General features: G+C 60.6%; 22 protein-coding genes and 1 pseudogene. 19 read left to right on the plus strand and 4 right to left on the minus strand.

What is annotated here, in order from left to right:
• Positions 1-261: 261 nt before the first annotated feature.
• From kdpF to QFW87_RS09135, 6 genes are all read left to right on the plus strand, one after another.
• Positions 262-351 (plus strand): K(+)-transporting ATPase subunit F, encoded by a 90-nt coding sequence (gene kdpF, locus QFW87_RS09110; protein WP_007899818.1) that lies wholly within the window; start codon positions 262-264, stop codon positions 349-351.
• Positions 352-359: 8 nt separating this feature from the next.
• Entirely contained in the window at positions 360-2,054 is a 1,695-nt protein-coding gene (gene kdpA, locus QFW87_RS09115; RefSeq protein ID WP_283190326.1) for a potassium-transporting ATPase subunit KdpA, read from the plus strand.
• A 10-nt stretch (positions 2,055-2,064) separates the two neighbouring features.
• Positions 2,065-4,122, plus strand: a complete 2,058-nt coding sequence (kdpB, locus tag QFW87_RS09120) for a potassium-transporting ATPase subunit KdpB (protein ID WP_283190327.1) — start codon at positions 2,065-2,067, stop codon at positions 4,120-4,122.
• Positions 4,123-4,343: 221 nt separating this feature from the next.
• A complete protein-coding gene (gene kdpC / locus QFW87_RS09125; RefSeq protein ID WP_283183686.1) occupies positions 4,344-4,889 on the plus strand; it encodes a potassium-transporting ATPase subunit KdpC in 546 nt (181 codons plus the stop codon).
• 130 nt (positions 4,890-5,019) lie between these two features.
• Entirely contained in the window at positions 5,020-7,665 is a 2,646-nt protein-coding gene (locus QFW87_RS09130; RefSeq protein WP_283183687.1) for a sensor histidine kinase KdpD, read from the plus strand.
• A gap of 68 nt (positions 7,666-7,733) precedes the next feature.
• Entirely contained in the window at positions 7,734-8,432 is a 699-nt protein-coding gene (locus tag QFW87_RS09135; RefSeq protein WP_283183688.1) for a response regulator, read from the plus strand.
• 70 nt (positions 8,433-8,502) lie between these two features.
• Here the strand turns inward: QFW87_RS09135 and QFW87_RS09140 are convergent, their stop codons facing one another.
• Positions 8,503-9,543, minus strand: coding sequence for a patatin-like phospholipase family protein (locus QFW87_RS09140; RefSeq protein ID WP_283183689.1), 1,041 nt, complete (start codon positions 9,541-9,543; stop codon positions 8,503-8,505).
• A 222-nt stretch (positions 9,544-9,765) separates the two neighbouring features.
• On the opposite strand from QFW87_RS09140, the gene QFW87_RS09145 reads away from it, so the two are divergent.
• From QFW87_RS09145 to QFW87_RS09155, 3 genes are all read left to right on the plus strand, one after another.
• Positions 9,766-10,044: a hypothetical protein gene (locus tag QFW87_RS09145; protein ID WP_017337340.1), complete on the plus strand. Its 279-nt coding sequence runs from the start codon at positions 9,766-9,768 to the stop codon at positions 10,042-10,044.
• Positions 10,045-10,133: 89 nt separating this feature from the next.
• Positions 10,134-10,892, plus strand: coding sequence for a CHAD domain-containing protein (locus QFW87_RS09150; protein WP_283183690.1), 759 nt, complete (start codon positions 10,134-10,136; stop codon positions 10,890-10,892).
• A 266-nt stretch (positions 10,893-11,158) separates the two neighbouring features.
• The gene (locus QFW87_RS09155; RefSeq protein WP_283183691.1) at positions 11,159-11,956 is read left to right on the plus strand and encodes an acyl-CoA thioesterase domain-containing protein; all 798 of its coding nucleotides are present in this window, start codon (positions 11,159-11,161) and stop codon (positions 11,954-11,956) included.
• A 24-nt stretch (positions 11,957-11,980) separates the two neighbouring features.
• Here QFW87_RS09155 and QFW87_RS09160 read toward each other — a convergent pair.
• Together QFW87_RS09160 and QFW87_RS09165 are read right to left on the minus strand one after the other, a co-directional pair.
• Positions 11,981-12,199 (minus strand): annotated as a pseudogene (locus QFW87_RS09160) (terminase); the annotation flags it as partial.
• Positions 12,200-12,428: 229 nt separating this feature from the next.
• Complete coding sequence (locus QFW87_RS09165) at positions 12,429-13,916, minus strand: methyl-accepting chemotaxis protein (protein ID WP_283190328.1); 1,488 nt, start codon at positions 13,914-13,916, stop codon at positions 12,429-12,431.
• 178 nt (positions 13,917-14,094) lie between these two features.
• Here QFW87_RS09165 and QFW87_RS09170 point away from each other — a divergent pair, with 178 nt between their 5' ends.
• The 8 genes from QFW87_RS09170 (at position 14,095) to QFW87_RS09205 (ending at position 20,417) form a co-directional block, all read left to right on the plus strand.
• Positions 14,095-14,625: a hypothetical protein gene (locus QFW87_RS09170; protein ID WP_283190329.1), complete on the plus strand. Its 531-nt coding sequence runs from the start codon at positions 14,095-14,097 to the stop codon at positions 14,623-14,625.
• 64 nt (positions 14,626-14,689) lie between these two features.
• Positions 14,690-14,881 (plus strand): PLDc N-terminal domain-containing protein, encoded by a 192-nt coding sequence (locus QFW87_RS09175; protein WP_008148797.1) that lies wholly within the window; start codon positions 14,690-14,692, stop codon positions 14,879-14,881.
• Between the two features lie 136 nt (positions 14,882-15,017).
• Complete coding sequence (gene speE / locus QFW87_RS09180; protein ID WP_283190330.1) at positions 15,018-15,893, plus strand: polyamine aminopropyltransferase; 876 nt, start codon at positions 15,018-15,020, stop codon at positions 15,891-15,893.
• A 163-nt stretch (positions 15,894-16,056) separates the two neighbouring features.
• A complete protein-coding gene (locus QFW87_RS09185; RefSeq protein ID WP_283190331.1) occupies positions 16,057-16,290 on the plus strand; it encodes a hypothetical protein in 234 nt (77 codons plus the stop codon).
• 213 nt (positions 16,291-16,503) lie between these two features.
• Entirely contained in the window at positions 16,504-16,845 is a 342-nt protein-coding gene (locus QFW87_RS09190) for a ribonuclease E inhibitor RraB (protein WP_008148805.1), read from the plus strand.
• Between the two features lie 393 nt (positions 16,846-17,238).
• A complete protein-coding gene (locus QFW87_RS09195) occupies positions 17,239-18,648 on the plus strand; it encodes a circularly permuted type 2 ATP-grasp protein (protein WP_283190332.1) in 1,410 nt (469 codons plus the stop codon).
• 12 nt (positions 18,649-18,660) lie between these two features.
• On the plus strand, positions 18,661-19,611 hold the full coding sequence (locus tag QFW87_RS09200) for an alpha-E domain-containing protein (protein ID WP_008148807.1): 951 nt from the start codon (positions 18,661-18,663) through the stop codon (positions 19,609-19,611).
• The gene (locus tag QFW87_RS09205) at positions 19,608-20,417 is read left to right on the plus strand and encodes a transglutaminase family protein (RefSeq protein WP_283183697.1); all 810 of its coding nucleotides are present in this window, start codon (positions 19,608-19,610) and stop codon (positions 20,415-20,417) included. The genes QFW87_RS09200 and QFW87_RS09205 overlap by 4 nt, the downstream gene beginning before the upstream one ends.
• A 56-nt stretch (positions 20,418-20,473) precedes the next feature.
• Here QFW87_RS09205 and QFW87_RS09210 read toward each other — a convergent pair whose 3' ends face one another.
• Positions 20,474-21,295 carry a cytochrome c gene (locus tag QFW87_RS09210; protein WP_283190894.1) on the minus strand — a complete coding sequence of 274 codons (822 nt, stop codon included), beginning with the start codon at positions 21,293-21,295 and terminating at the stop codon, positions 20,474-20,476.
• Between the two features lie 595 nt (positions 21,296-21,890).
• Between QFW87_RS09210 and QFW87_RS09215 the strand changes: the two genes are divergently transcribed.
• Together QFW87_RS09215 and QFW87_RS09220 are read left to right on the plus strand one after the other, a co-directional pair.
• Positions 21,891-23,096 carry an acetyl-CoA C-acetyltransferase gene (locus QFW87_RS09215; RefSeq protein WP_283183699.1) on the plus strand — a complete coding sequence of 402 codons (1,206 nt, stop codon included), beginning with the start codon at positions 21,891-21,893 and terminating at the stop codon, positions 23,094-23,096.
• Positions 23,097-23,125: 29 nt separating this feature from the next.
• Positions 23,126-25,270, plus strand: coding sequence for a 3-hydroxyacyl-CoA dehydrogenase NAD-binding domain-containing protein (locus tag QFW87_RS09220; protein WP_283183700.1), 2,145 nt, complete (start codon positions 23,126-23,128; stop codon positions 25,268-25,270).
• The last annotated feature ends 44 nt before the right edge of the window (positions 25,271-25,314 follow it).

The raw sequence follows: 25,314 nt of genomic DNA on the forward strand, positions 1-25,314 counted from the left end.
GTCGGCAGGGGCGGGGTGGTGCAATAGGTTGTTCATCCCACTTTGGTTTTGGGGAGTCTTAACTATCGATGCAGGACGATAGAGATGCCTGATAAATCCGGAACGGTGTTGTATGCCCCCAGACACCACCGTAACCCTAGCGTAAACCCACTCTTTACGCTTTTTTTATGCCCCGCCACACCCCTCGATCTCGTTCCTTTACAGCCTCCCTGCCGACAATGGCTCCACACGCGGCAATACGCCGTAACACGGAGAACTTTCATGAGCGTTCTGGACGGGGTGTCACTGCTACTGGCAGTGGGGCTGTTCATTTATCTGTTGGTTGCGCTGTTGCGCGCCGACCGGAACTAGGAGCAGCTATGCACAGTTATGACTATTGGCTGATCCTCGCCTTCTTCGCCCTGGTGCTGATTCCGGCACCGTTTCTGGGGCGCTTCTACTACAAGGTGATGGAAGGTCAGCACACCTGGCTGACACCGATCCTCGGCCCGGTAGAGCGCGGGTGTTATCGGGTGGCCGGCGTAGATCCGCAGGCCGAACAGAGCTGGCAGAAGTACACCCTGGCCTTGCTCGCCTTCAACCTCGCGGGCTTTTTGCTGTTGTTCGCGATCCTGTTGTTCCAAGACCACTTGCCACTGAACCCGCAGAACCTGCCGGGTCAAGAGTGGACGCAAGCGTTCAATACCGCCGTCAGCTTTATGACCAATACCAACTGGCAGTCCTACAGTGGCGAAGCGACCCTGAGCTACCTGAGTCAGATGGTCGGCCTCACCGTGCAGAACTTTGTCAGCGCCGCCACCGGCCTCGCCGTGTTGGTTGCCCTGTGTCGCGGGATCGGCCGCAAGTCGAGCAAGACCCTCGGCAACTTCTGGGTCGACATGACCCGCGCCACCCTCTACGGCTTGTTGCCGCTGTGCCTGCTGCTGGCGCTGTATCTGGTCTGGCAGGGCGTGCCGCAAACCTTCGCGCAGTACGTGAATGCCGTGACGATGCAGGGTGTTGATCAAGTGATCCCGCTCGGCCCTGCGGCCAGCCAGATTGCGATCAAGCAACTGGGCACCAACGGTGGTGGCTTCTTCGGCGTCAACTCGGCACATCCGTTCGAGAACCCGACAGCCTGGAGCAACCTGTTCGAGATGACCTCGATCATTCTGATCCCGGTCGCGCTGGTGTTCACTTTTGGCCATTACGTGAAAGACCTGCGTCAGAGCCGGGCGATCATCGCCTGCATGCTGGCGCTGTTCCTGATCGGCGGCGCCACCTCGTTGTGGGCTGAATACCAACCGAACCCGACCCTGAACAACGTCGCTGTCGAGCAGACGGCGCCACTGGAAGGCAAGGAAGCACGCTTCGGCACGACCGCCACGGTGCTGTGGTCGGTGACCACCACTGCGGCATCCAACGGTTCGGTCAACGGCATGCACGACAGCCTTAACCCGCTGAGCGGCATGGTCGCGCTGGTCAACATGATGGTCGGCGAAGTGATCTTCGGCGGCGTCGGTGCCGGGCTCTACGGCATGTTGCTGAACGTGTTGATCGCGGTGTTCCTCGCCGGCCTGATGATCGGCCGCACCCCGGAATACCTCGGCAAGAAACTGCAAGCGAAGGAAGTCCAGTTGTTGGTTGTGACCTTGCTGGTGATGCCGGTCGGCGTGCTGGTACTTGGCGCGATTGCCGCGAGCCTGCCAGGCCCGGTGTCCTCGGTGAGCAACCCCGGCGCCCACGGTTTCAGCCAATTGCTTTACAACTACACCTCGGCCAGCGCCAACAACGGTTCTGCGTTTGGCGGCTTCGGGGCCAACACCCCGTTCCACAACCTGATGCTGGGCCTGGGCATGTTGATCGGTCGCTTCGGTTACATCCTCCCGGTACTGGCCCTGGCCGGCAGCCTGGCGATGAAGAAAACCGCACCGATCGGCCAGAACAGCTTCCCGACCCATGGCCCGCTGTTCGTGACCTTGCTGACCGTGACCATTTTGTTGGTGGGTGGTTTGACCTTCCTGCCGACATTGGCGCTGGGTCCTATTGCTGAACATTTGAGCTTGGGCTTCTGAGGAATCAATGATGAATATGCCCGCAACTAAAACCGCCACCGTCAAGGCGCCGGAGCAACCGAAAACCGCGATCTCGGCCCTCTGGCGTCCGGCGCTGGTGCAAGCCTTCGTCAAGCTCGACCCTCGACAATTGCAACGCGCGCCGGTGATGCTGGTGGTCGAACTGACCGCGATCCTGACCACCGTGCTGTGCTTCATTCCCGACAGCAGCGTGCCGACCTTTGTCGCCGCGCAAATCGCCTTGTGGTTGTGGTTCACCGTGCTGTTTGCCAACTTCGCCGAAGCACTGGCCGAAGGTCGCGGCAAGGCTCGCGCCGACAGCCTCAAGGCCGGTAGCGAAGGCCTGAGTGCTCTGCGCAAAACCAGCAACGGCGCCTTTCAAGTCGTGCCGGCCACCAGCCTGCGCAAGGGCGATGTGGTCCGCGTTGAAGCGGGGGAAATGATCCCCGGTGACGGCGAGGTGATTGAAGGTATCGCAGCGGTCAACGAAGCGGCGATTACCGGTGAATCCGCGCCAGTGATTCGCGAATCCGGCGGCGACCGTTCCGCCGTCACCGGCAACACCCGCCTGGTCTCCGACTGGCTGTTGGTGCGCATCACCGCCAACCCGGGCGAGTCGACACTGGACCGCATGATCGCCCTGGTCGAAGGCGCCAAACGCCAGAAAACCCCGAACGAAGTGGCGCTCGACATCCTGCTGATCGGCCTGACCCTGATCTTCCTGCTGGTGGTCGTCACCCTGCAACCGTTCGCCCACTTCGCCAACGGCAGCCTGCCGCTGGTGTTCCTGGTGGCGTTGTTGGTCACGCTGATTCCGACCACCATTGGCGGTCTGCTGTCCGCCATCGGTATCGCCGGGATGGACCGTCTGGTGCGCCTGAATGTGATCGCCAAATCCGGTCGCGCCGTGGAAGCGGCGGGGGACGTACACGTCCTGTTGCTGGACAAGACCGGCACCATCACCTTCGGTAACCGTCGTTGCACAGCGGTCTATGCCGCGCCGGGTGTGAGCAGCAAAGAGCTGGCCGAAGGTGCGTTGTTCGCCTCGCTGGCCGATGACACGGCCGAAGGTAAATCCATCGTCGAGTACCTGCGCGGGATTCATCCACAGCCAGAGCCAGCCACCGAGTTGCTGACCGTGGTGCCGTTCAGTGCTGAAACTCGTCTGTCCGGTGTCGACTATCAGGGCCGCGTGTATCGCAAAGGCGCGGTGGATTCGTTGCTGGCCTTCGTTGGCCTGAAACGTGCCGATCTGGCCGCGCCGCTGTCCCGGGAAATCGACAAGATCGCCCAGAGCGGCGGGACCCCGTTGCTGGTCTGCGCCGACGGTAAATTGCTCGGCGCGATTCACCTCAAGGACGTGGTCAAACCCGGCATTCGCGAGCGTTTCGCCGAACTGCGCAAACTGGGGATTCGCACCGTCATGGTGACCGGCGACAACCCGCTGACCGCCGCGGCGATTGCGGCCGAGGCGGGCGTCGATGACGTGCTGGCCGAAGCCACACCGGAGAAAAAACTGGCGCGCATTCGCCACGAGCAGAACGACGGTCGCCTGGTCGCCATGTGCGGCGACGGCGCCAACGACGCCCCGGCCCTGGCCCAGGCGGACGTGGGCATGGCGATGAACGACGGGACGCAAGCGGCGCGCGAGGCGGCGAACATGGTCGACCTCGACAGCGATCCGACCAAGCTGCTGGACGTGGTGCAGATCGGTAAGGAACTGCTGGTGACCCGCGGTGCGTTGACGACGTTTTCCATCGCCAACGACGTGGCCAAATACTTCGCGATTTTGCCGGCGCTGTTCGCCTCGATCTACCCGCAACTGGGCGTGCTGAACGTCATGCACCTGAGCAGTCCGCAGAGCGCGATTCTCTCGGCGATTGTGTTCAACGCCTTGATCATCGTGGTGCTGATTCCATTGGCATTGCGCGGCGTGCGCGTGCAGGCGGCGAGTGCATCGGCGTTGTTGCGACGCAATCTGCTGATCTATGGATTGGGCGGGCTTGTGGTGCCGTTTGTGGGGATCAAGGCGATCGACATGCTGTTGACGGCGTTGCATTTGGTTTGAGGCTGAAATCGACCCCCTCACCCTAACCCTCTCCCCAGGGGGGCGAGGGGACTGACCGAGGTGTTTTTACGAGGTGCTGCGACCTGAAAGACCGAGTCGAACTCAAGTTTTGAAAAACTTGAAGATCTGCTCCCTTTCCCCTCTCCCCTATGGGGAGAGGGCTGGGTGAGGGGTGGATTTCCCTGACACCCCACAACTTCTCCAATTTCGAGGATTCTGAAATGTCCACAATGATACGCCCGGCCCTGAGCCTGCTCGTCCTGATGACCCTGATCACCGGCGTTGCCTATCCACTGGTGGTCACCGGTGTCGCCCAGGTCGCATTCCCCGATCAAGCCAATGGCAGTCTGGTCCACGACGCGGATGGCAAGGTCCGCGGCTCGTCGCTGATTGCGCAAGATTTCGTCGGCGACGCCTGGTTCCATCCACGGCCATCGGCCGGTGCATTTGCCACCGTGTCGAGCGGTGCCAGCAACCTTTCGCCAAGCAACCCGGCCCTGGCCACTCGGGTGACCGATGATGCCCACAAGCTGCTAGTGTCGGGCCAGGGTCCGGTGCCATTGGCGATGGTCACCACCTCCGGCAGCGGCCTCGATCCACACTTGCCACCGGCCGCAATTACCTATCAACTTGCGCGTGTTGCGGCGGCGCGCAATTTGCCGGTGTCTACGCTCCAGCAGTTGATGGATGCGAATATCGAGCAGCCATTGGTGGGGCCGCCAGTGGTGAACGTGTTGGCGCTGAATATGGCGCTGGAAAACCTGTAAATCGGTGGCGCCCCTAATCGCGAGCAGGCTCGCTCCCACAGGAGAATGCATTCCAATGTGGGAGCGAGCCTGCTCGCGAAGACGGCCGAAAAATCACCATATCAATACCTGAAAGAAGAGAACTTCAAGCATGAGTGATTCCGGCCGCGCCGACGCGCTGTTAGCAGACCTGCCCCGCGACGGCCGTGGCCGGCTCAAGGTTTTTCTCGGCGCCGCACCCGGTGTCGGCAAGACCTACGCCATGCTGCAAGCGGCCCACACCCAACTGCGCCAGGGCGTGAAAGTCATTGCCGGCGTGGTCGAAACCCACGGTCGTGCCGAGACCGAAGCGCTGCTCGGCGGCTTGCCGCAGCAGCCGTTGGTGCGCTCGGAATACCGTGGTGTGATGCTCGAAGAAATGGACCTCGACAGCTTGCTCGCCGCCAAACCGAAACTGGTGCTGGTGGACGAACTGGCCCACAGCAACGCGCCCGGCAGTCGTCACGCCAAACGCTGGCAAGACATTCAGGAACTGCTCGCTGCGGGCATCGACGTGTACACCACGGTCAACGTCCAGCACCTGGAAAGTCTGAACGACAAAGTGCGTGGCATCACCGGCGTGCAGGTCCGCGAAACCCTGCCGGACTGGGTGCTGCAAGAGGCCTACGAACTGCTGCTGATCGACCTGCCGCCGCGCGAGCTGCTCGAGCGTCTGCGCGATGGCAAGGTCTACGTGCCGGAGCAGGCGAGGGCGGCCATCGACGCTTTCTTCACCCAGACCAACCTCACGGCCCTGCGGGAACTGGCGATGCAAACCGCTGCCGCTCAGGTCGATGATGATTTGGCCCAGGGCTATCGCCAGCTCGGCCAAGCGGCGCCGGCGGTACGCGGTCGCCTGTTGGTTGGCGTCGATGGCGATGCACAGGCCGAACGGTTGGTGCGTCACGCCAGTCGCGTCGCCCAGCGTCGGCATTTGCCGTGGAGCCTGGTGCATGTGGACAACGGCAGTGTGCGTGACGAGCAGTCGCGCCTGCGTCTGCAAAGTGCTCAGCAATTGGCCGAACGCCTTGGCGGCGAAGTGGTGCTGTTACGCGCCGGTGAGGTGGCAAAAACCTTGATTCAGCACGCCGCCGAACGCCGCGCGAGTCTGGTGTTGGTCGGTCAGTCCCGGCAGCGTTTGCGTCGACGGTTGTTCGGCGGCGGACTGGCGTCGCGTTTGCTGCGCGATGCGCGCGGGCTGGAAATCAACGTCCTCGACAGCGATCACGAACAGCATCAGCCGCGTCAGCGTTCGGCGCAGGCACTGGTGTGGTTCGACTACGCGCTGGCGTTGGTGGCGACGGTGCTCGCCAGTGCGTTGGCCTGGGCGGTGGCAAGTGTCTTGCCGCTGCCCAATATCTCGCTGGTGTTCCTCGTTGCAGTGTTGCTGGTGGCGGTGCGCAGCAGCCTCGGCCCGGCGCTGGCCTGTGCGGTGTTGTCGTTTCTGACCTACGACTTTTTGTTCATTCCGCCGACTTTCTCTTTCAGAATCCAGCGCGAAGAAGACGTGCTGACGTTGCTGTTCTTCCTGCTGATGGCGGCGCTCACCGGTAACCTCGCGGCCCGACAGCGGCGGCAGTTACAAGCCCTGCGCGACACTCAGGAAGAGACCACCGAACTGCTCGACTTGTCACGCAAACTCACGGCCGCCACCGACCGTCAGGCGGTGGTCAGCGCAGCGGCCCAGCACCTCAACGGCTGGAGTGACCTGCAACTGTGCCTGCTCAATCAAGACGGGCAGGGCGGCTGGAAAGTCGAAACCGGTGGCCCGCTGGAGTTTTCCGAAGCCGAGCGCGCTGCCGCCGATTGGGCCTGGCAACACGATCAACCGGCGGGCGCGGGCACCGGCACGTTGCCGTTCGGACGTTGGTGGTGGTGGCCGTTGTCAGTGGAAGACGGGCCGCTGGCGCTGCTCGGCGTGTGTGCCAAAGAGGGCCAGAGCTTGAGCGGTCAGCGTCGGCGTTTGTTGACCGCGCTGAGCCAGCCGCTGGCTCAGGCACTGGCCCGTGCGCAATTGGCCGAGGACCTGGAAGCCGCCCGCCTGCACGGCGAAACCGAGCAACTGCGCAGTGCCTTGCTGGCCTCGGTGTCCCACGATTTGCGCACGCCGCTGACCTCCATGCGCGGCAGCATCGATAGCCTGTTGGCCCTCGGTGAAGCGATCCCGCTGGAAGATCGCCGCGAACTGCTCGAAGGCACGCGCGATGAAGCCGAGCGCCTCGATCGCTACATCCAAAATCTGCTGGACATGACCCGCCTCGGGCACGGCGCGCTGAAGCTGGCGCGGGACTGGGTGTCGCCGGCCGACATCGTCGGCAGTTCGCTCAATCGTCTGCGCGCCGTGCTGGCGCCGTTGCAGGTGAGCACCGAAGTGCCGCCGCAGTTGCCGCTGCTGTATGTCCACGCCGCGCTGATCGAACAGGCGCTGGTCAACGTGCTGGAAAATGCCGCGCGGTTTTCACCGTCTCACGGTCGCCTGCAATTGCGCGCCGGAGCCGACGACAGCGAGCTGTTTTTTTCGGTGAGCGATGAAGGGCCGGGGATTCCGCAGGAAGAGCGGGCGAAGATTTTCGACATGTTCTACACCGCCGCGCGCGGTGATCGTGGCGGGCAGGGGACCGGTCTGGGGTTGGCGATCTGTCAGGGCATGGTCGGTGCCCATGGCGGGCGGATCAGCGTCGCCGATGGCATCGAGGGGCGCGGCACCTGCATCACCTTGCACCTGCCGTTGCAAACTCAGCCGGCCTTTGAAAATTAAGAGCCGAAAGTGAAGCTTGATCCCGCTTGCGTTACTCTCTTGCCACTTCTTTATGTTGATGTGAATTCATGAGCCAGACCGCGACCATTTTGGTCATCGACGACGAACCGCAGATCCGTAAATTTCTGCGCATCAGCCTTGTTTCCCAGGGCTACAAAGTGCTGGAGGCCGGCACTGGCACCGAGGGCCTGGCCCAGGCGGCACTGAATAAACCGGACTTGCTGGTACTCGACCTCGGCCTGCCGGACATGGACGGCCAGCAGGTGCTACGCGAGTTTCGCGAGTGGTCGACGGTGCCGGTGCTGGTGCTCTCGGTGCGCGCCAGTGAAGGGCAGAAAGTCGAAGCGCTCGACTACGGCGCCAACGACTACGTGACCAAGCCGTTTGGCATTCAGGAGTTTCTTGCGCGGGTGCGTGCCTTGTTGCGTCAGGCTCCGGCGGGAGAAGCGCAACAAGCGGCACTGACGTTCGGCCCGTTGACCGTGGATCTGGCTTATCGCCGGGTGTCGCTCGACGGCACCGAAGTCGCGCTGACCCGCAAGGAATACGCGGTACTGGCGCAACTGGCGCGACATCCGGGACGGGTCATCACCCAGCAGCAATTGCTCAAGGATATTTGGGGGCCGACTCATACCGAAGACAGTCACTACCTGCGGATTGTGGTCGGGCATTTGCGCCAGAAACTGACGGATGATCCGACGCAGCCTCGGTTTATCGTCACCGAGGCGGGGGTCGGGTATCGGTTGTTGAGTGAGGACAATCTTTAGTTTTGTATTGAATGATCTGGCCCCATCGCGAGCAAGCTCGCGATGGGGCCGGATCATTCATTCGAGAATCTCAGGAATCCCGCTCACTCTCATACCGATCGAGCGTATCCCGCGCAATCTCCCGCCCCAGCGCGATCAATTCCGGCGCCTTGTAAAACTCGAAAAACCGGCACACTCGCTTTGGCACGTTGATCAAAATATCCGGCGGATAACCGGCGATCTTGTACTGCGACAATGAGGTTTGCATCACCTCGAAACTCTGGTTGATCAGGTCCAGCAAAGACGCCGGTCCGACGTTGTCGATGATGAACGAACCGGTGGCGGACTTCGGCGCGCCGTCGCGTTCAGGGGCGGCGGCCGGCTGCTGGGCTTTGGGTTCGGCGGATTCGATCCACGGGTTGATCTCGGCCGCTTCTGCCATCAACGCTTCCTTTTCCAGCAGCAGCAATTGTTCCGCCTGTTTGCGGCGAAATGGCAATTTTGAACCGAGCGAGTTGATCAGGCTGTCGAAACGGCTCTTGAACGCCGCCGGGCGCTGGATCACCGGCAATTGATAGTGGCGCTGGTTGGTGGAGTTGAGGTTGACCGCGATGATCAGGTCGCAATGACTCGACACCACCGGCACGATCGGTAAAGGGTTGAGGATGCCGCCGTCCACCAGCATGCGGTTGCCTTGCATCACCGGGGTGAACAGGCTGGGAATCGCCGCCGAGGCGCGCATGGCTTGGTGCAGGCAGCCTTCCTGGAACCAGATTTCCTGTTGGTTGGTCAGGTCAGTGGCCACCGCCGTGTAGGGGATGCGCAGGTCCTCGATATTGATCTCGCCGACGATCTTGCGGATCTGCCCGAAAACCTTCTCTCCGCGAATCGCGCCCAGACGAAAACTGACGTCCACCAGACGCAAGACGTCGAGGTAATCCAGGCTTTCGATCCAGTTGCGATATTCGTCGAGTTTGCCGGCGGCATAGATCCCGCCGACCACCGCGCCCATGGAGCATCCGGCGATGCAGGCGATGTCATAGCCACGCCGTTCGATCTCTTCAATGACCCCGATATGGGCGTAGCCCCGGGCCCCACCTGAGCCCAGCACCAGCGCGACACGCTTTTTCATGAATCGCCCTCGTCTGACAAGGTTCAACAATGCACCCATCGAGGGGCGCGCTTCAATCGCTAAGGTCGTTCCGCGAGGCGAGGGCGTCGTTTTTTCGACACTCTTTGGCGGCAGATGGGTATTCTCGCGAGCGCTAGAGTTTCCGAGGCGGGAGCAAGGCACTTTTCACGCGCCAGACCGTCTTAACTGCACGACTGTTTACCTATCTTTGAGGTGTGAATAATGAAAGCCTGGATCTGTGTGCCTTTGATTGCCCTGGCACTTGCCGGTTGTGCCGGCAAAACCGCTTACCGTGACAGCTGCGGTAGCGGGATCGATGCTGCGTGGCGTGAACTGGATCTGGCGAAGGCTGAAGGTTTTGCCGGAACTGTCAGCTATTCCAAGGCCCTGTCGCTGCTGACCGGCGCCAAGACTCAGCAGCAATTCGAAGCGTTCGAAGGCTGCACCAAGAAGGCCGAGAAGGCGCGTTTTTATATTCGTGAATCGCGCGCGGGGCGCTGAAAGCAGCTCTAAGCTCTAAGCTGCAAGCAATAAGTCGGTCGCCCCGGATTTCGGCTGACGGCTTGCAGCTGTTTACGGAGTAATACCCCATGATTAACCGGTTGGTGGCTCATGTACTGGGCCTGGAAGTCCGTTTGCTGGCCTGTCAGGCACGCTTGAGTGCGCGCACCGACCCTGAAGCGCTGCACGATCTGCGTACCACGGTTCGCCGCTTGCGCAGTCTGCTGCGGCCATTGCGCGGTTTGCCCGGGGTCGAACAGCTGGAAGCGGCGGCGTCCCGGGTCGGCGACTTGACCACACCGTTGCGCGATCGCGAAGTGCTGGCGGCCTACCTGCTCGAGCATGATCAACCCGAGGCTGCCCATCGGCGTATGGCGCAAATGGCCGAGGCTTACCCGGCGGTCGCGACGAGTCCTGAAGTGGCGCAGTTGCTGATGATCCTCGACGCCTTCCCGCGTTTTCTGCGGGCCTCCCAGCGTCAGGGCTTGCTCAAGGGCTTGCGTCAAAGCATCGAACAACGTTTGGCCAAACAGTGGAAAAAACTCGACAAAGCCCTGCACGATCCAGCGCATGATCGCCACCGTTTGCGCCTGTTGATCAAGCGTGTGCGCTATGGCATCGAAGCCTATCCCGAACTGGATCGACTGCCGAAAGCGGCGATGCCGTGCTTGAAATCCGCGCAAGGTGCATTGGGCGATTGGCACGATTGCTTGCAATGGTTGGCCATAGCTGAGAAGGAAACCGATTTACAGCCCTGCGTCGCGGCCTGGAAAACCGCCATGGCCAAGGCCGAAGGCCGCGCCGACCGCGTCCTCGACAAATTCAGCGCTGCTTGCTTCAAATCCTGAAACCACCACAAGACAGATCTATGTAGCAGCTGCCGAAGGCTGCGTTCGGCTGCGCAGCAGTCGCTAATCTGGTTATCTCGGTGATAGCTGTAAAATCGCATGCAGGTTTTACGACTGCTTCGCAGCCGAACGCAGCCTTCGGCAGTTGCTACAGGGATGGCGGTACTATCCGGCTCATCTGTCAGTGCTTTTGGCCGGAATAAGCGCTGTGCCATCCTCGCGGGCTGGTTAAGATCCCTTCATCCTTTTCCCGCACCGAGGTTTCCATGCGCTTTTCCGATCTGCTCGACGCTGTCCGCAGCCAGCCGCTGGAGCTGTCTATCCCGGCCGAATGGGCTCAGGGGCGTGCCAGTTTCGGTGGCCTGGTGGCCGCCTTGCAGTACGAAGCCATGCGCGCAAAAGTCCCGGCGGATCGTCCGGTGCGCTCGCTGGCGATCACCTTTGTCGGCCCGGTCGAGCCTGAAGTGCCGGTCAGTTTTGAAGTCGATGTGTTGCGCGAAGGCAAAGCGGTCAGCCAGGTGCTGGGCCGGGCGATGCAGAAGGGCCAGGTGGTGACATTGGTCCAGGGCAGCTTCGGCGCCTCGCGACCGTCGGAAGTGGCGGTGATCGCCGAACCGGCGCCCGAGATGAAGCACTGGGACGACTGTCAGGAACTGCCTTACATCAAAGGAGTGACTCCGGAGTTCATGCGGCATCTGGCGATGCGCTGGAGTGTCGGCGGTCTGCCGTTCACCGGCAACAAATCCCGCGAGATGGGCGGCTGGGTGCGCTTGCGTGGGGACGTGAAGGAAGAGGCAGTCAGCGAGTCGCATATCCTGGCGCTGGTCGACGCCTGGCCACCGGCGCTGTTGCCGCACCTGAAAAAACCGGCGATGGGCAGCACGCTGACCTGGACCATTGAATTCGTCCAGCCGTTGCTTGAGCTGAGCACGCTGGACTGGTGCAAATACCTCGTCGAGATCGAGCATGCCGCTGACGGCTACGGCCATGCGGCCGCGAAGTTGTGGAGCGCGGACGGTCAGTTGATTGCCATGAGCCGGCAGACGGTGACGATTTTCGCCTGATCAGTGACGACGGTGGCGCTCACGGTGACCGTGGCGTTGCAGGCCGAGCGCTGCGAGCAGGCCGATCACACCGATCGCGACATTTGCGAAGCTCAGACTGAATACCCCCGAGACAATCAGCAGAAACGCCACGATGAACAGTGGCACGGCAATCAGGTGCAGCACCAGATTGGTCGGGTGCTGGTGATTGTTCGGGGGCGCTCGCCATTGCCAGGCGGGCAGGTTGGGGTGACGTTTGCCCATGATGGTAATCCTTGTTCGTTGAGGCTCTTGAACAAAGAATAGGCCGGGCCAAACCAGTCGGCGAATCAAGGCTGGCTATCGAAGCGATAGGTGTCATGTTCAATATTGATGGTGACGGGACTGACGCCTTCGCGAGCAAGTCGGATCGCCGCACCGCCACTCCCACATTTGATCGCATTCCAATGTGGGAGCGGCGGTGCGGCGATCCGACTTGCTCGCGAAGGGGCCGTCAAAGTTTGAGCTGCCCTATAGCCTTGCTCAATTCCCCGGCCAACGCTGCCAGTTCATGGCTGGTGGTCGCCGAATCCACCGTCTGCTGCACGGTGGTCTCGGTGACGTCGCGAATACTCACCACCGCCCGATTCATCTCTTCCGCCACGTGGCTCTGCTGCTCGGCTGCCACGGCGATCTGTGTGTTGCTTTCCCGCATCTGCGCCACTGCGCTGGTGATTTCCGCCAAGGATGCGCCGGCCTCCTGAGCTTGCTGCACGCAATCGTCGGCCTTGAACGAGCTTTCCTGCATGAAATCCACCGCGTCCCGAGTACCGGCCTGCAACGCGGAAACCATGATTGTGATCTCGTCAGTGGAGGTCTGGACACGTTTGGCCAGGTTGCGCACTTCATCGGCGACCACCGCAAACCCGCGCCCCATTTCACCGGCACGGGCCGCTTCAATCGCTGCGTTCAGCGCCAGCAGATTGGTCTGCTCGGCGATGCTGTGAATCACACTGACTACGCCGTTGATCTTCTGACTGTCCTCGGCCAGACGCTGAATCATCTCGGCAGTCTGCTGCACCCCGCTGGACAAACCGGCAATCGACTTCTGCACCCGACTGACCACTTCCTGCCCGCTGCCGGCCAGGGTGTCGGCGGTTTGCGAGAGGTCGCGGGTGGCGCCGGCGTGCTGGGCTATGTGATAGACCGTGGCAGTCATTTCGTTGATCGCCGTGGCGGCCTGATCGGTTTCGCTTTGCTGGCCGAGCATGCCGTGACGCACCTCGTTCATGCTCGACGCCAGCCGTGCCGCGCCGACATCCAGTTGCCGGGCGGTGCTGGCAACGGTGTTGACCACTCGCTGGTAACCGGCCTGCATGGCGTTGAAGGCATTGGCCATCTGCCCGACTTCATCCGTGCAGGCCAGCGGCACACGGGCCGACAGGTCACCGGTTTTCTCGACGTGAAGCATCACGTCCTTCAGCGTATTGAGCTGGCTGAGCAGGAAGCGGATCAACAATTGCGAAGCGCCGAGCATCGCCAGCATCAGGATCGCCACCGCCACCGCCACCGCATAGTTGGGAAAACGCTCGCCAAAGACCTGGGTCAGGCTCGGGCCACGAGCAATCACCGCGACCTGGTTGCCATCCGTGCGCGTAAACACTTCGGCGCCCATCAACGGGTTGTCGCCGAACAGCGGCATGGCATTGATTCCGACCCAGCCGTTGGTATCGGCCAGTTCCAGAACCGGCTGCCCGTTCAGCAACGGTGCCTGCCCGCGACTGAAAGTCAGCACGTTATCGGCTTTGGGGAGCGGTTGCCCGGCGGGCCAGGCGTTGAGCAGTCGCGCCTGGGCTTGTGCCGATGCCTGATAAGCATGGCTGCGGGCCTGTTGTTCGAGCTGTACGGCGTACAACACCAGCAGCAAAGTGGTGACGAAGGCGACGGCGTTGACCGCCCAGAATTTGTATTTCAGCGAGATATTGCTAAGCCAGGCACCCATGGAGGTCTTCTCTGATAGCGGAAACAGTTTCGGCAAGGTGCCAGTATTGTGCCGCTACTCAGGGCGCTGGATCTTGATGTGGGTCAACAATCCCGGCCATGCTCGCGCACAGGAATTGCGGGGCGTAATGCGCTATTCTTCGCGCCTTCAAAATTCCCTCGCTACAGGAATCCGCCCCATGAAAGCCGCACTCGTCGAACTCATCAGCAAAATAAGCTCCGGGTGCATGAGCGATGACGAAATCCTGAAAGTCGCTGACGAAGCGGCCCAGGCCTACGCCGATCCCGAGGCTTTTCTGACGGCCAATCCGGATATCAACTACGACGACACGTTTCCGATTCCGCTGGGCGAGTGGGTCGTCGTCGGCAGTCTTCCGGAAACCGTGCTGTTCCAGGCCGACACCTACATGGACCTGTTCGCCCAGATCGTTTCCTCGTTCGGCCCCGGCGTTGATTTCAACATCAAGCCCAAGCAACTGGCCAAGACTGAAGCCCTGACCGCGCTTAATCGCATTCAGGTGCAGATGAGCAGCATGAACAAGGAAAACGGCGGTTACACGCTGATGAACTTCAGTCAGTTGCTCGACGACGAACTGCAAGTGGTGGTGGTCTACGGCAACGACGTGCCGCGCGTACTCGAGTTGTGCGCCAAAGTCGGCATCGCTGCCGCACCCTCGCTGGAAGCCCTCAAAATTGCCATCCACGTTTAAAAAGCGGAACCCTCGCAAGGCCCGGCTATCCTAAGAGTGCAAACCACTCTTAGGGAGCAACACCATGGGTTCCACGTTCAACGGTCTGATTGGCCTGATTATTCTTGCCTTGGATATCTGGGCAATCATCAACGTGCTCAAAAGTGGTGCCGACACAGGGATGAAAATCATCTGGGTGCTGCTGATCCTGCTGCTGCCGGTGCTGGGTCTGATCATCTGGGCCATCGCCGGGCCACGAGGCAATGTAAGGATCTGACAGTCCGCTGGACGGTTCGACCTGTCATGTTCCGCAACGTAGAATTTGAGCCTTTCCCGGGGCAATCGAGCTGATCGATTGGCCATCATGGGCGGGTAACCGTCCGTTGCCACCCGCATTCATCGGAGCACTTCCCATGAGCAACACCCCGCCCAGCGAGTATCTGGAAACTCTCTACGAAGGTTACGGCCAGCGTTTTCGCATGGAAAAACTGCTGCACGAAGTGCGCACCGAACACCAACACCTGGTGATTTTCGAGAACCCGCGCATGGGCCGCGTCATGGCGCTGGACGGCGTGATCCAGACCACCGAAGCCGACGAATTCATCTACCACGAGATGTTGACCCACGTGCCGATCCTGGCGCATGGCACCGCCAAGCGCGTGCTGATCATCGGTGGCGGCGACGGCGGCATGCTGCGTGAAGTGGCCAAGCACCGCAGCATCGAGCACATCACCATGGTCGAGATTGACGGCACCGTGGTCGACATGTGCAAGGAATTCCTGCCGAACCACTCCAAGGGTGCGTTCGCTGATCCACGCCTGAACCTGGTGATCGACGACGGCATGCGTTTCGTCGCCACCACCACCGAAAAATTCGACGTGATCATTTCCGATTCCACCGACCCGATCGGCCCGGGCGAAGTGCTGTTCTCGGAAAACTTCTACCAGGCCTGCCGTCGCTGCCTGAACGAAGGCGGCATCCTGGTGACCCAGAACGGCACGCCGTTCATGCAAATCGAAGAAGTCAAAACCACCGCCGGGCGCCTGCGCAGCCTGTTCCCGGACTGGCACTTCTATCAGGCGGCCGTGCCGACCTACATCGGCGGCGCCATGACCTTCGCCTGGGGTGCGACCAATACCGCCTATCGCAAATTGTCCCGCGAAACCCTGCAGCAGCGCTTCGCCGGCAGCGGCATCATCACCCGTTACTACAATCCGGAAATCCACATCGGCGCGTTCGCCTTGCCGCAATACGTCCTGCAGGCTGTGAACAAGCCTAGCAACGACTGATATCGAGCAAGTCAGAAAGGGCCCTCTCAGGTTGTGTGAAAACACACCGCAGACGGCCCTTTTTTCATGCTTCACTTATAGAAGGTCCGGTTGAACGATTGGCCGGGGAAAAATGTCGAGATACATGTAAGCCCATCCATGGGTTTTATCGAGGAGGCTCCTGATGCAAAAGTGGAAAGTCACTTTCGTTGATGATCACGGTGAACAAGTTGACGAGGTGTTCGAGAGCGATGAATGCCCGAACAACGAACAAGCCGCGAAGCTCATTCGCGCCCGGTGTCTGCCTGTGGCTGCCGAACTGGACCTCAACGATCTGGAAGGGCGCACCGACGATCCGACTGTCAAAAGTCTGAAGTCCCAGTACAGCATTGAAATCCTCAGCATCACGCCAATCTGAACATCTCCTGTCACATTCCTAACCAGGCCTTGGCAGCGGCTCTATCTTGAGGCTACTCTGCAATCGAGATCAGCGAACGGATCGCTAAGGTCTGGTCTTGTCAGCTACATGCTTGCTTCCCACCGGCAACGTTGTTGCCGCATCACTCGCCCCATTCGGTTGCGAGTGCCGGGAATACGGAAAGTCTATCCATCAGTCTGAGGGGGACGTTTCATGAGCACAGCCTATCAAGAAGACATCAGCACCAGCGTCTTGCGCCGTATGAAAGAAGGCGGCTTCGACTTTTCACGATTCCATCCCATCGAGTTCTACGCCATTTTCCCGGACGAGGAGCGGGCGCGCAGGGCGGCAGGGCATTACTGTGGTGAATCCTTGAATGCCCAAATCAGCGTGCGCGACGACGGCGCGTGGTACCTGGAACTGAGCAAAGTGATGTACGCCACCTATGACGGCATCGGCGATTTTGAGCAGGATTTCGAGGCGGTGGTCGAGCCTTTGGGCGGCATCATCGAAGGATGGGGCGTCAAGCAGGAGGTACGAGGGCGACTCGCATAACTTATGAACAGTGACAACACTCAGCAACGGCTGACCTCAGGGTTGGCCGTTTTCGTTTGTGGGGGTTGGAAATCGTGTTTTTGATTCATAACGTTTCAAAAACGCAAAAAAAAGCCGCCTAAACAAGCGGCTAAAGGGAAATTCGTCAAGATTTTCAGCGAATGCGCGGATTATCCGCATCGACTCCCGGGCAGTGAAATCAACTCTGGCTATGCTGGTGATAGGCGACAACATTGCTTCGCAATGAAGCGGGGGCGATCAGGTGGGGGCATTTACCGCACAGGATTGGTGCGGTTCGTGCAATGCGATTATCCAACTGATTGATATCAAAGCGTTTATGCCGATGGCACGGGCTTTGCGAAGCCCAGATGTCCGGGTGACAAGGAGTACGGCATGATCCGCACCTATTTTGATGAGATGTACGATGCCGGCGGCCAGGTCCGCCCGCATTATCGGGAGTTTGCCCGTTGGCTGTCCGAAACGCCTGACGAGCTTTTGGCACAACGGCGACGCGAGGCCGATCTGTTATTTCATCGCGCCGGGATTACGTTCACGCTCTATGGTGATGAGCAAGGGACAGAGCGCCTGATTCCCTTCGACACCATCCCCCGCAGCATCCCCGCCAGTGAATGGCGAGTCGTCGAGCGCGGCTGCATTCAGCGGGTCAAGGCGTTGAACATGTTCCTCACCGACCTCTATCACGAGCAGCGCATTATCAAGGCCGGCATCATTCCGGCCGAGCAAGTGCTGGCCAACGAGCAATACCAGTTGGCGATGCAAGGGCTGGATTTGCACCGCGATATCTATTCCCACATCTCCGGGGTCGATCTGGTGCGCGATGGCGACGGCACGTACTACGTGCTTGAAGACAACCTTCGTACACCGAGCGGCGTCAGCTACATGCTGGAGGACCGCAAGATGATGATGCGGTTGTTCCCCGAGTTGTTCGCGGCCCAGCGCATTGCCCCTATCGACCACTATCCGAACCTGTTGCTCGACACCTTGAAAAGCTCCAGCCCGATCGATAACCCGAGCGTGGTGGTGCTGACGCCGGGTCGTTTCAACAGCGCGTTCTTTGAACATGCGTTTCTGGCGCGGGAAATGGGCGTTGAGCTGGTGGAAGGCGCGGACCTGTTCGTGCGGGATGACAAGGTGTTCATGCGCACCACGGACGGACCGAAAGCCGTCGACGTGATCTACCGTCGCCTCGACGATGCGTTCCTCGATCCGCTGGCGTTCAACCCGGACTCGATGCTCGGCGTTCCAGGGCTGCTGTCGTCGTATCGCTCCGGCAACGTGGTGCTGGCAAATGCCATCGGCACCGGGGTCGCGGACGATAAGTCGGTGTATCCATTCGTCACGGACATGATCCGTTTCTATCTGGATGAAGAGCCGATTCTGAAGAATGTGCCGACGTGGCAGTGTCGTAATCCCTCTGAACTGTCCCATGTACTGGCCAATCTTCCAGAACTGGTGGTCAAGGAAACCCAGGGCTCCGGCGGTTACGGAATGCTGGTAGGGCCGGCGGCGACGGCGGCGGAAATCGAGTCTTTCCGCGCGCGGATCAAAGCAAAGCCCCATGCGTACATCGCGCAACCGACGTTGTCCCTGTCGACCTGTCCGACCTTTGTCGAAAACGGCATCGCTCCACGCCACATCGACCTGCGTCCGTTTGTATTGTCTGGCCGCGAAACCCGGGTTGTGCCCGGCGGTTTGACCCGTGTCGCCCTGCGCGAAGGCTCCCTGGTGGTGAATTCATCCCAGGGCGGTGGAACCAAGGACACCTGGGTGGTCGAGGATTGAAGGAAGCCTGCCATGTTAAGTAGAACTGCCTCGGATTTGTATTGGATGTCGCGTTACCTGGAGCGGGCGGAAAACCTCGCACGGATGCTCGACATCAGTTATTCGCTGTCGCTGATGCCGCAGGATGGCCGTGGTGACGGCCTGCATGAACTCGCCATGCCGCTGTTGATCACCGGCACCCTGGACGATTACCTGGAGCGCCACGGTGAATTGCACGCTGAACGGCTGCTGCATTTCTTCGCCCTGGACGCGGCCAATCCGGCGAGCATCTACAGCTGCCTCGGCGCCGCGCGGGCCAGTGCCCATGCGGTGCGTGGGCGAATCACCGCCGATATGTGGGAAAACATCAATGCCACCTGGCTGGAAATTCGCGGGATAGCTGATCAAGGCTTGAGTCGCTACGGCATGAGCCGATTCTGCGAGTGGATCAAGGAACGTTCCCACCTGTTCCGCGGCGCGTCCTACGGCACGATCATGCGTAACGATGCGTTCCGCTTTATTCGTCTGGGGACGTTTATCGAAAGGGCCGACAACACGTTGCGCCTGCTCGACGCCCGCTACGAAATGGCTGGCGATCAGGCAGAGGCGGTCAGCGATGGCACCGCTCACGCGTATTACCAGTGGAGTGCTTTGCTGCGGGCGTTGTCCTCGTTCGAGGCCTATACCGAAATCTACCGCGATGCGCCCGGCGCCCGGCATGTGGCTGAGTTGCTGTTGCTGCGCGCTGACGTGCCGCGTTCATTGCGCGCCTGCACTGAAGAAATCGACCAGATCCTTGCCCAGCTGCCGGGGGCCAACGGCCGTCCCGCGCAACGCCTGGCAGCGGAAATGGATGCACGCCTGCGCTACACCGGCATCACCGAAATTCTCGACGAAGGCCTGCACGCCTGGCTGACCGAGTTCATCCCGCTGGTGCGCCAGTTGGGTAACGCCATACACAGTTCCTACCTGGAGGCTGCATGAGACTTTCCATTAGCCACGAGACCACCTATCACTACGAAGATCAGGTGCGGGCGAGCATCCAGTACCTGCGACTGACACCCCACGACAGCGAGCGCCAGCATGTGCTCAGCTGGCAGCTCGACTTGCCACGCCCGGTGCGTGCGCAACTCGATCCGTTCGGCAATATCTTGCACGTGCTGACCATGGACGAGCCTCATGAGGCGATCATCATCGGCGCTCGTGGGCAGGTGGACATTGACGAATTGCGTGAGGCGGAGCATGAAAGCCAGTCGGCGCTGCCGTTCCTGCGTTTCACGCGCCTGACCGAAGCCGACGAAGCCCTGCGTGCGTTCGCCGAGAAAGAATGCAAGCAGCGCCGGGATCGCACGGCGCTGATCGACTTGATGCATGGCCTGAACCAGCACATGACCTACACGCCGGGCTCCACCGAAGTGGACACCAGCGCCGCCCAGGCCTTCGCCGGGCGTTCGGGCGTCTGCCAGGACCACACCCACGCCTTTCTCGCCTGCGCTCGCAGCCTGGGCATCCCTTCGCGTTATGTGTCGGGCTATTTGTACAGCGAGAACAGCGAACACCTGGCCAGTCACGCCTGGGCGGAAGCCTGGCTCGATGACGCCTGGTACAGCTTCGACGTGACCAATGAATTGGCGCGGCCTGAGCGTCATTTGAAACTGGCGGTGGGCCTGGACTACCTGGATGCCTGCCCGGTGCGAGGCATGCGGCGTGGCGGTGGTTGCGAGCAGATGCATGCGAAGGTGTTTGTGTCACCGACACCGATGCCGATTATCTCAGTCCAACAGCAATAATCCGGAACACCACGAATCCCCTGTGGGAGCGAGCTTGCTCCCACAGGGGGATGGTGTCAGGGTTTAACTTTTCGCCCAGCCATGTGCTTCAAATACCCCACCAACCCCTCCAGATCCCCGTCCGGCAACACCGTCGCCGAGAATCCGGGCATCTTCGCCTGTGGCCATTGGCGCAAGCTCTGCGGATCACGAATGTAGCGCTTGAGGAAATCCGCGCCGAAGTACTCGGTCGGGTTAAACGGAATATTCAGGTCCGGCCCAAACTGCGCATCCCCGGCGCCGTTCAATCGATGGCACGCCAGGCAATTCTTCTGAAACAGCGCAAAGCCCTTGTTCACCGGATCGTCAGCCTTCAACGCCGGATCGGGCAGCAGGGCAGGGAAGCGCTCGGCCACCGGTGCCAAGCGCTTGATGCTCGCCACTTGAAAGGGCCATTGCTCGGGGCTGATGTCGCCCGCCTGCGGATCGGTCCAGACCAGATAGAATGGCCCGGCGCCGGATTTGCCTTCCGACAGCGGTGGCCACGGCTTGGCGGGTTCTTCAATCGCCAACCATGCGCGCGCACCCTGTGTATTGAGCAACGGCGCGGCTGACAGTTCTGCGGCGAAACCATCCAGGGCTACAGCCTGTAAGTGGTCTTCAGGTTTGATGCCCGTCAACAACGCAGCCAACGGAACAGCGCGATAGCTCATGTCCCGTTTGTAGGAAACGTCGTTGCTGATAGTGAGGGTCTGAACCTGAGGATGCTTGAGCAACTCCTCGGTTTGCCAGGTGCGAGTGCTCGCGCCCAGCTCAAGGTTCAGTTGTGCGGCAGACAGAGCCGTGCTGAGCAGCAAGGCCCCGAAAAGAATGAGCGTTTTCAAGTGATCGCCGTCCATGTCGTGGAAGTGCCGTAAAGGTTGGCACACCCACGCTGGCCCGGGTAGCGAGCCAGTCACATTTTTAGAGGGCGATATAAAACCTGGCGCCGTATTTTTTATTGACCGACTAGCCGATCACCTTGGTCAGGTTCGGCAAAATCAACAACAGCGTAGTGGCGAAAAGAATGAGCCCGGCTTGACGTACTTTCGATTGTTTGAACATGGCTTGACCGCCTTTATTGTTATTTCCTGATGCCTGCCTGCATTTCTCCATGACGGCAGAGCGTTGCACTTCCTGTTTGACGAGCGCCTCGGCAAAACCCGACGACAACTTCGTACAAGTTCACCTTAGAGCCCGCGTCACGCTTGGTTTAGATCCATTTCGTATGGGCCTCACATAAATTGCTCTTAAAAAGGCATGAGGCCTAATGCCAGCTTCTTGGGCGCCCGTTTGCTAGACAGCTTGGTGTCCTGAATCGGTTAATCCGGTGGTTGCCTACCGTCCGTCTGAGCGTGACCGTCAACGTCTGTGAGCACTGCGGTCATTGAATCCAGGGCCGCTCGGCCTAAGAGTGGGGACTGCATTTACTCCCCGCTCAGGTTCGAGGACGTCATGACCCAAGCTTTGATTTTCGACGCGTTACGCACGCCCCGCGGCAAAGGCAAGGCCAATGGCGCCTTGCACAGCGTCAAACCGGTGAACCTGGTAGCCGGGCTGCTAACGGCGCTGCAACAGCGCACGTCCCTCGACACCAGTCAGGTCGACGATGTGGTACTGGGCTGCGTGACGCCCATCGGCGACCAGGGTTCCGACATCGCCAAAACCGCGACTCAGGTGGCGGATTGGGACGTCAGCGTGGCGGGTTTGCAGATCAACCGCTTTTGCGCCTCGGGGCTGGAGGCGGTGAACCTTGGGGCGATGAAGGTGCGTTCCGGCTTCGAAGACCTGGTGGTGGTCGGCGGCGTCGAGTCCATGTCCCGCGTGCCGATGGGCAGCGATGGCGGCGCCTGGGCGCTGGACCCGGAGACCAATTTTCACAACCATTTTGCCCCTCAAGGCGTGGGCGCTGACCTGATCGCCACGATCGAAGGCTTTAGCCGTCAGGACGTCGATGCCTATGCGCTGCACTCCCAGCAAAAGGCTGCGCGGGCAAGGGCCGACGGTTCGTTCAACAAATCGCTGGTGCCGGTGCAGGACCAGAACGGCATCATCCTGCTCGATCACGATGAATTCATCCGCGCCGAATCGACCATGGAGGGCTTGGGCAAGCTCAAGCCGAGCTTCGAGATGGTCGGGCAAATGGGCTTCGATGCCACCGCGCTTCGGGTCTTCAGCCATGTTGAGCGGATCAACCACGTGCACACGGCGGGTAACAGTTCCGGGATCGTCGATGGCGCGGCGCTGATGCTGATCGGCTCCGAAGCCAAGGGCCGGGCGCTGGGTTTGCAACCGCGGGCGCGAATCGTCGCCACCGCCGTCACCAGCACCGACCCGACCATCATGCTCACCGGTCCCGCGCCGGCCACCCGCAAGGCTCTGGCCAAGGCCGGTCTACGGGTTGAAGACATCGACTTGTTCGAGGTTAACGAAGCCTTCGCCTCGGTGGTGCTGAAATTCATCAAGGACATGGCGATCGACCCGGACAAGGTCAACGTCAACGGCGGCTCCATCGCCATGGGCCACCCGCTGGGTGCCACTGGCTGCGCGATCCTCGGCACGCTGCTCGACGAATTGGAAACCCGGCGCCTGCGTTATGGCCTCGCGACGCTGTGTGTCGGCGGCGGCATGGGCATTGCCACCATCATCGAACGCCTCTGAGCCCCGACCGACTTCAAGGAAATCCTTTCATGACCGAAGCCATCCGTTACGAAAAAGGTCAGGACCAGATCGTCGTCCTGACCATCGACATGCCGGGCCAGAGCGCCAACACCATGAACGCGGTCTACCGCGAAGCCATGGCCGCCTGTGTTGCCAGACTCGTTGCCGACAAAGACACCATCGCTGGCGTGATCATCACCTCGGCCAAGAAAACTTTTTTCGCCGGCGGCGACCTCAACGAACTGATCAAGGTCGGCAAGCCTGAAGCCAAAGCCTTCTATGACATGGTGCTGACGCTCAAAGGGCAGCTGCGAACCCTGGAAACCCTCGGCAAACCGGTGGTCGCCGCGATCAACGGCGCCGCGTTGGGCGGCGGTTGGGAAATCTGCCTGGCGTGTCATCACCGGATTGCGCTGGACGATTCTTCGGTGCAACTCGGCTTGCCGGAAGTGACCCTCGGCTTGTTGCCGGGGGGCGGCGGAGTGGTGCGCATGGTGCGGATGCTCGGTATTGAAAAAGCCTTGCCCTATCTGCTCGAAGGCAAGAAAGTCCGGCCGCAGCAGGCGTTGCGGGCAGGTTTGATTGATGAGTTGGCGGCGGATCGTGATGAACTGCTGGCTAAGGCTCGCGCCTGGATTATTGCCCATCCTTCAGCTGTGCAGCGCTGGGACGTGAAGGGTTACCAGATTCCCGGTGGTACGCCGTCGAACCCGAAAGTCGCGCAGATGCTGGCCATCGCGCCGTCGATCCTGCGCAGCAAAACCCAGGGCTGCCTGCCGGCGCCAGAGAAAATCCTCTGCGCCGCGGTGGAAGGCGCTCAGGTGGATTTCGACACCGCGCACTTGATCGAAACCCGTTACTTCACCGAATTGACCACCGGCCAGGTGTCGAAAAACCTGATTGGCACGTTCTGGTTCCAGCTCAACGAAATCAATGCCGGCAGCTCGCGGCCTCGGGGGTTTTCGCCCTACGTGACTCGTCGCGTGGGCGTGCTGGGCGCAGGCATGATGGGCGCCGGAATCGCCTTTGTCAGCGCGTCGGCCGGCATCGACGTGGTGCTCAAGGACATCAACCTTGCGGCTGCACAGAAGGGCAAGGCTCATTCGGCGGCGCTGCTGGACAAGAAGGTTGCGCGTGGCCAATTGAGTGCCGATCAGCGCGATGCAACGCTGGCGCGAATTCACCCCACTGAAAGCGATGCCGACCTGGCCGGTTGTGATCTGATCATTGAAGCGGTGTTTGAAGATCGCGATTTGAAAGCCAAGGTCTCTTCGGCGGCGCAAAAAGTCGTTGGCCCGGATGCGGTGATTGCTTCCAACACGTCGACCTTGCCAATCAGCGGCCTCGCGACCGCCGTGCCGGATCAGAGCAAGTTCCTCGGCCTGCATTTCTTCAGCCCCGTGGAGAAAATGCCCTTGGTGGAAATCATCAAAGGCGCCCACACCAGCAACGAAACCCTCGCTCGCGGGTTCGATTTCGTCCTGCAAATCAAGAAAACGCCGATTGTGGTCAACGACAGTCGCGGTTTCTTCACCTCGCGGGTGTTCGGCACGTTCACCAACGAAGGCATCGCCATGCTGGGCGAAGGCGTGAGCGCGCCGATGATCGAGACCGAAGCGCGCAAGGCGGGCATGCCGATCGGACCTCTGGCGATCTCCGACGAAGTTTCCCTCAGCCTGATGAGCCATATCCGCCAGCAAACCGCCAAAGACCTGCAAGCAGAAGGGAAACCGCTGATTGAGCACCCGGCGTTCGCCGTGATTGACTTGCTACTCAACGAATACAAACGTCCGGGCAAGGCTGCGGGTGGTGGTTTCTACGATTATCCTGCCCGTGGGCAGAAGCATCTGTGGCCAGAGCTGCAACGCCGTTTTGAGAAGGCTGACGGGCAGATTTCGCCGAAGGACGTGCGTGATCGACTGCTATTCGTGCAAGCCATCGAAACCGTGCGCTGTGTGGAGGAGGGGGTGTTGACCTCGACGGCGGATGCCAACGTCGGCTCGATCTTCGGCATCGGCTTCGCCGCCTGGACCGGCGGCGCGCTGCAGTTCATCAATCAGTACGGCGTGAAAGATTTCGTCGCCCGCGCCCAGTACCTGGCGGAGCAGTATGGCGAGCGATTCGCACCCCCTGCGCTATTGCTGGAAAAAGCTGCCAAAGAGGAGGCGTTCTAGGGGACGGGTGACGCATTCCGGGGCTTGCCTTGCCACTGTGTTTC

It is taken from the genome of Pseudomonas sp. PMCC200344 (genome assembly GCF_030053095.1).
Taxonomy (GTDB): Bacteria; Pseudomonadota; Gammaproteobacteria; order Pseudomonadales; family Pseudomonadaceae; genus Aquipseudomonas; species Aquipseudomonas svalbardensis.

Bases quoted from the DNA above. Each gene is read 5' to 3' on its own strand.
- QFW87_RS09150 (WP_283183690.1), top strand. From the start codon at position 10,134: ATGATTAACCGGTTGGTGGCTCATGTACTGGGCCTGGAAGTCCGTTTG.
- QFW87_RS09145 (WP_017337340.1), top strand. From the start codon at position 9,766: ATGAAAGCCTGGATCTGTGTGCCTTTGATTGCCCTGGCACTTGCCGGT.
- QFW87_RS09140 (WP_283183689.1), bottom strand. From the start codon at position 9,543: ATGAAAAAGCGTGTCGCGCTGGTGCTGGGCTCAGGTGGGGCCCGGGGC.
- QFW87_RS09215 (WP_283183699.1), top strand. From the start codon at position 21,891: ATGACCCAAGCTTTGATTTTCGACGCGTTACGCACGCCCCGCGGCAAA.
- QFW87_RS09170 (WP_283190329.1), top strand. From the start codon at position 14,095: ATGAAAGCCGCACTCGTCGAACTCATCAGCAAAATAAGCTCCGGGTGC.
- kdpB (WP_283190327.1), top strand. From the start codon at position 2,065: ATGAATATGCCCGCAACTAAAACCGCCACCGTCAAGGCGCCGGAGCAA.
- speE (WP_283190330.1), top strand. From the start codon at position 15,018: ATGAGCAACACCCCGCCCAGCGAGTATCTGGAAACTCTCTACGAAGGT.
- QFW87_RS09130 (WP_283183687.1), top strand. From the start codon at position 5,020: ATGAGTGATTCCGGCCGCGCCGACGCGCTGTTAGCAGACCTGCCCCGC.
- QFW87_RS09190 (WP_008148805.1), top strand. From the start codon at position 16,504: ATGAGCACAGCCTATCAAGAAGACATCAGCACCAGCGTCTTGCGCCGT.
- kdpA (WP_283190326.1), top strand. From the start codon at position 360: ATGCACAGTTATGACTATTGGCTGATCCTCGCCTTCTTCGCCCTGGTG.
- QFW87_RS09185 (WP_283190331.1), top strand. From the start codon at position 16,057: ATGCAAAAGTGGAAAGTCACTTTCGTTGATGATCACGGTGAACAAGTT.
- QFW87_RS09165 (WP_283190328.1), bottom strand. From the start codon at position 13,916: ATGGGTGCCTGGCTTAGCAATATCTCGCTGAAATACAAATTCTGGGCG.
- QFW87_RS09135 (WP_283183688.1), top strand. From the start codon at position 7,734: ATGAGCCAGACCGCGACCATTTTGGTCATCGACGACGAACCGCAGATC.
- QFW87_RS09155 (WP_283183691.1), top strand. From the start codon at position 11,159: ATGCGCTTTTCCGATCTGCTCGACGCTGTCCGCAGCCAGCCGCTGGAG.
- QFW87_RS09210 (WP_283190894.1), bottom strand. From the start codon at position 21,295: ATGGACGGCGATCACTTGAAAACGCTCATTCTTTTCGGGGCCTTGCTG.
- kdpC (WP_283183686.1), top strand. From the start codon at position 4,344: ATGTCCACAATGATACGCCCGGCCCTGAGCCTGCTCGTCCTGATGACC.
- QFW87_RS09220 (WP_283183700.1), top strand. From the start codon at position 23,126: ATGACCGAAGCCATCCGTTACGAAAAAGGTCAGGACCAGATCGTCGTC.
- QFW87_RS09205 (WP_283183697.1), top strand. From the start codon at position 19,608: ATGAGACTTTCCATTAGCCACGAGACCACCTATCACTACGAAGATCAG.
- QFW87_RS09195 (WP_283190332.1), top strand. From the start codon at position 17,239: ATGATCCGCACCTATTTTGATGAGATGTACGATGCCGGCGGCCAGGTC.
- kdpF (WP_007899818.1), top strand. From the start codon at position 262: ATGAGCGTTCTGGACGGGGTGTCACTGCTACTGGCAGTGGGGCTGTTC.
- QFW87_RS09200 (WP_008148807.1), top strand. From the start codon at position 18,661: ATGTTAAGTAGAACTGCCTCGGATTTGTATTGGATGTCGCGTTACCTG.
- QFW87_RS09175 (WP_008148797.1), top strand. From the start codon at position 14,690: ATGGGTTCCACGTTCAACGGTCTGATTGGCCTGATTATTCTTGCCTTG.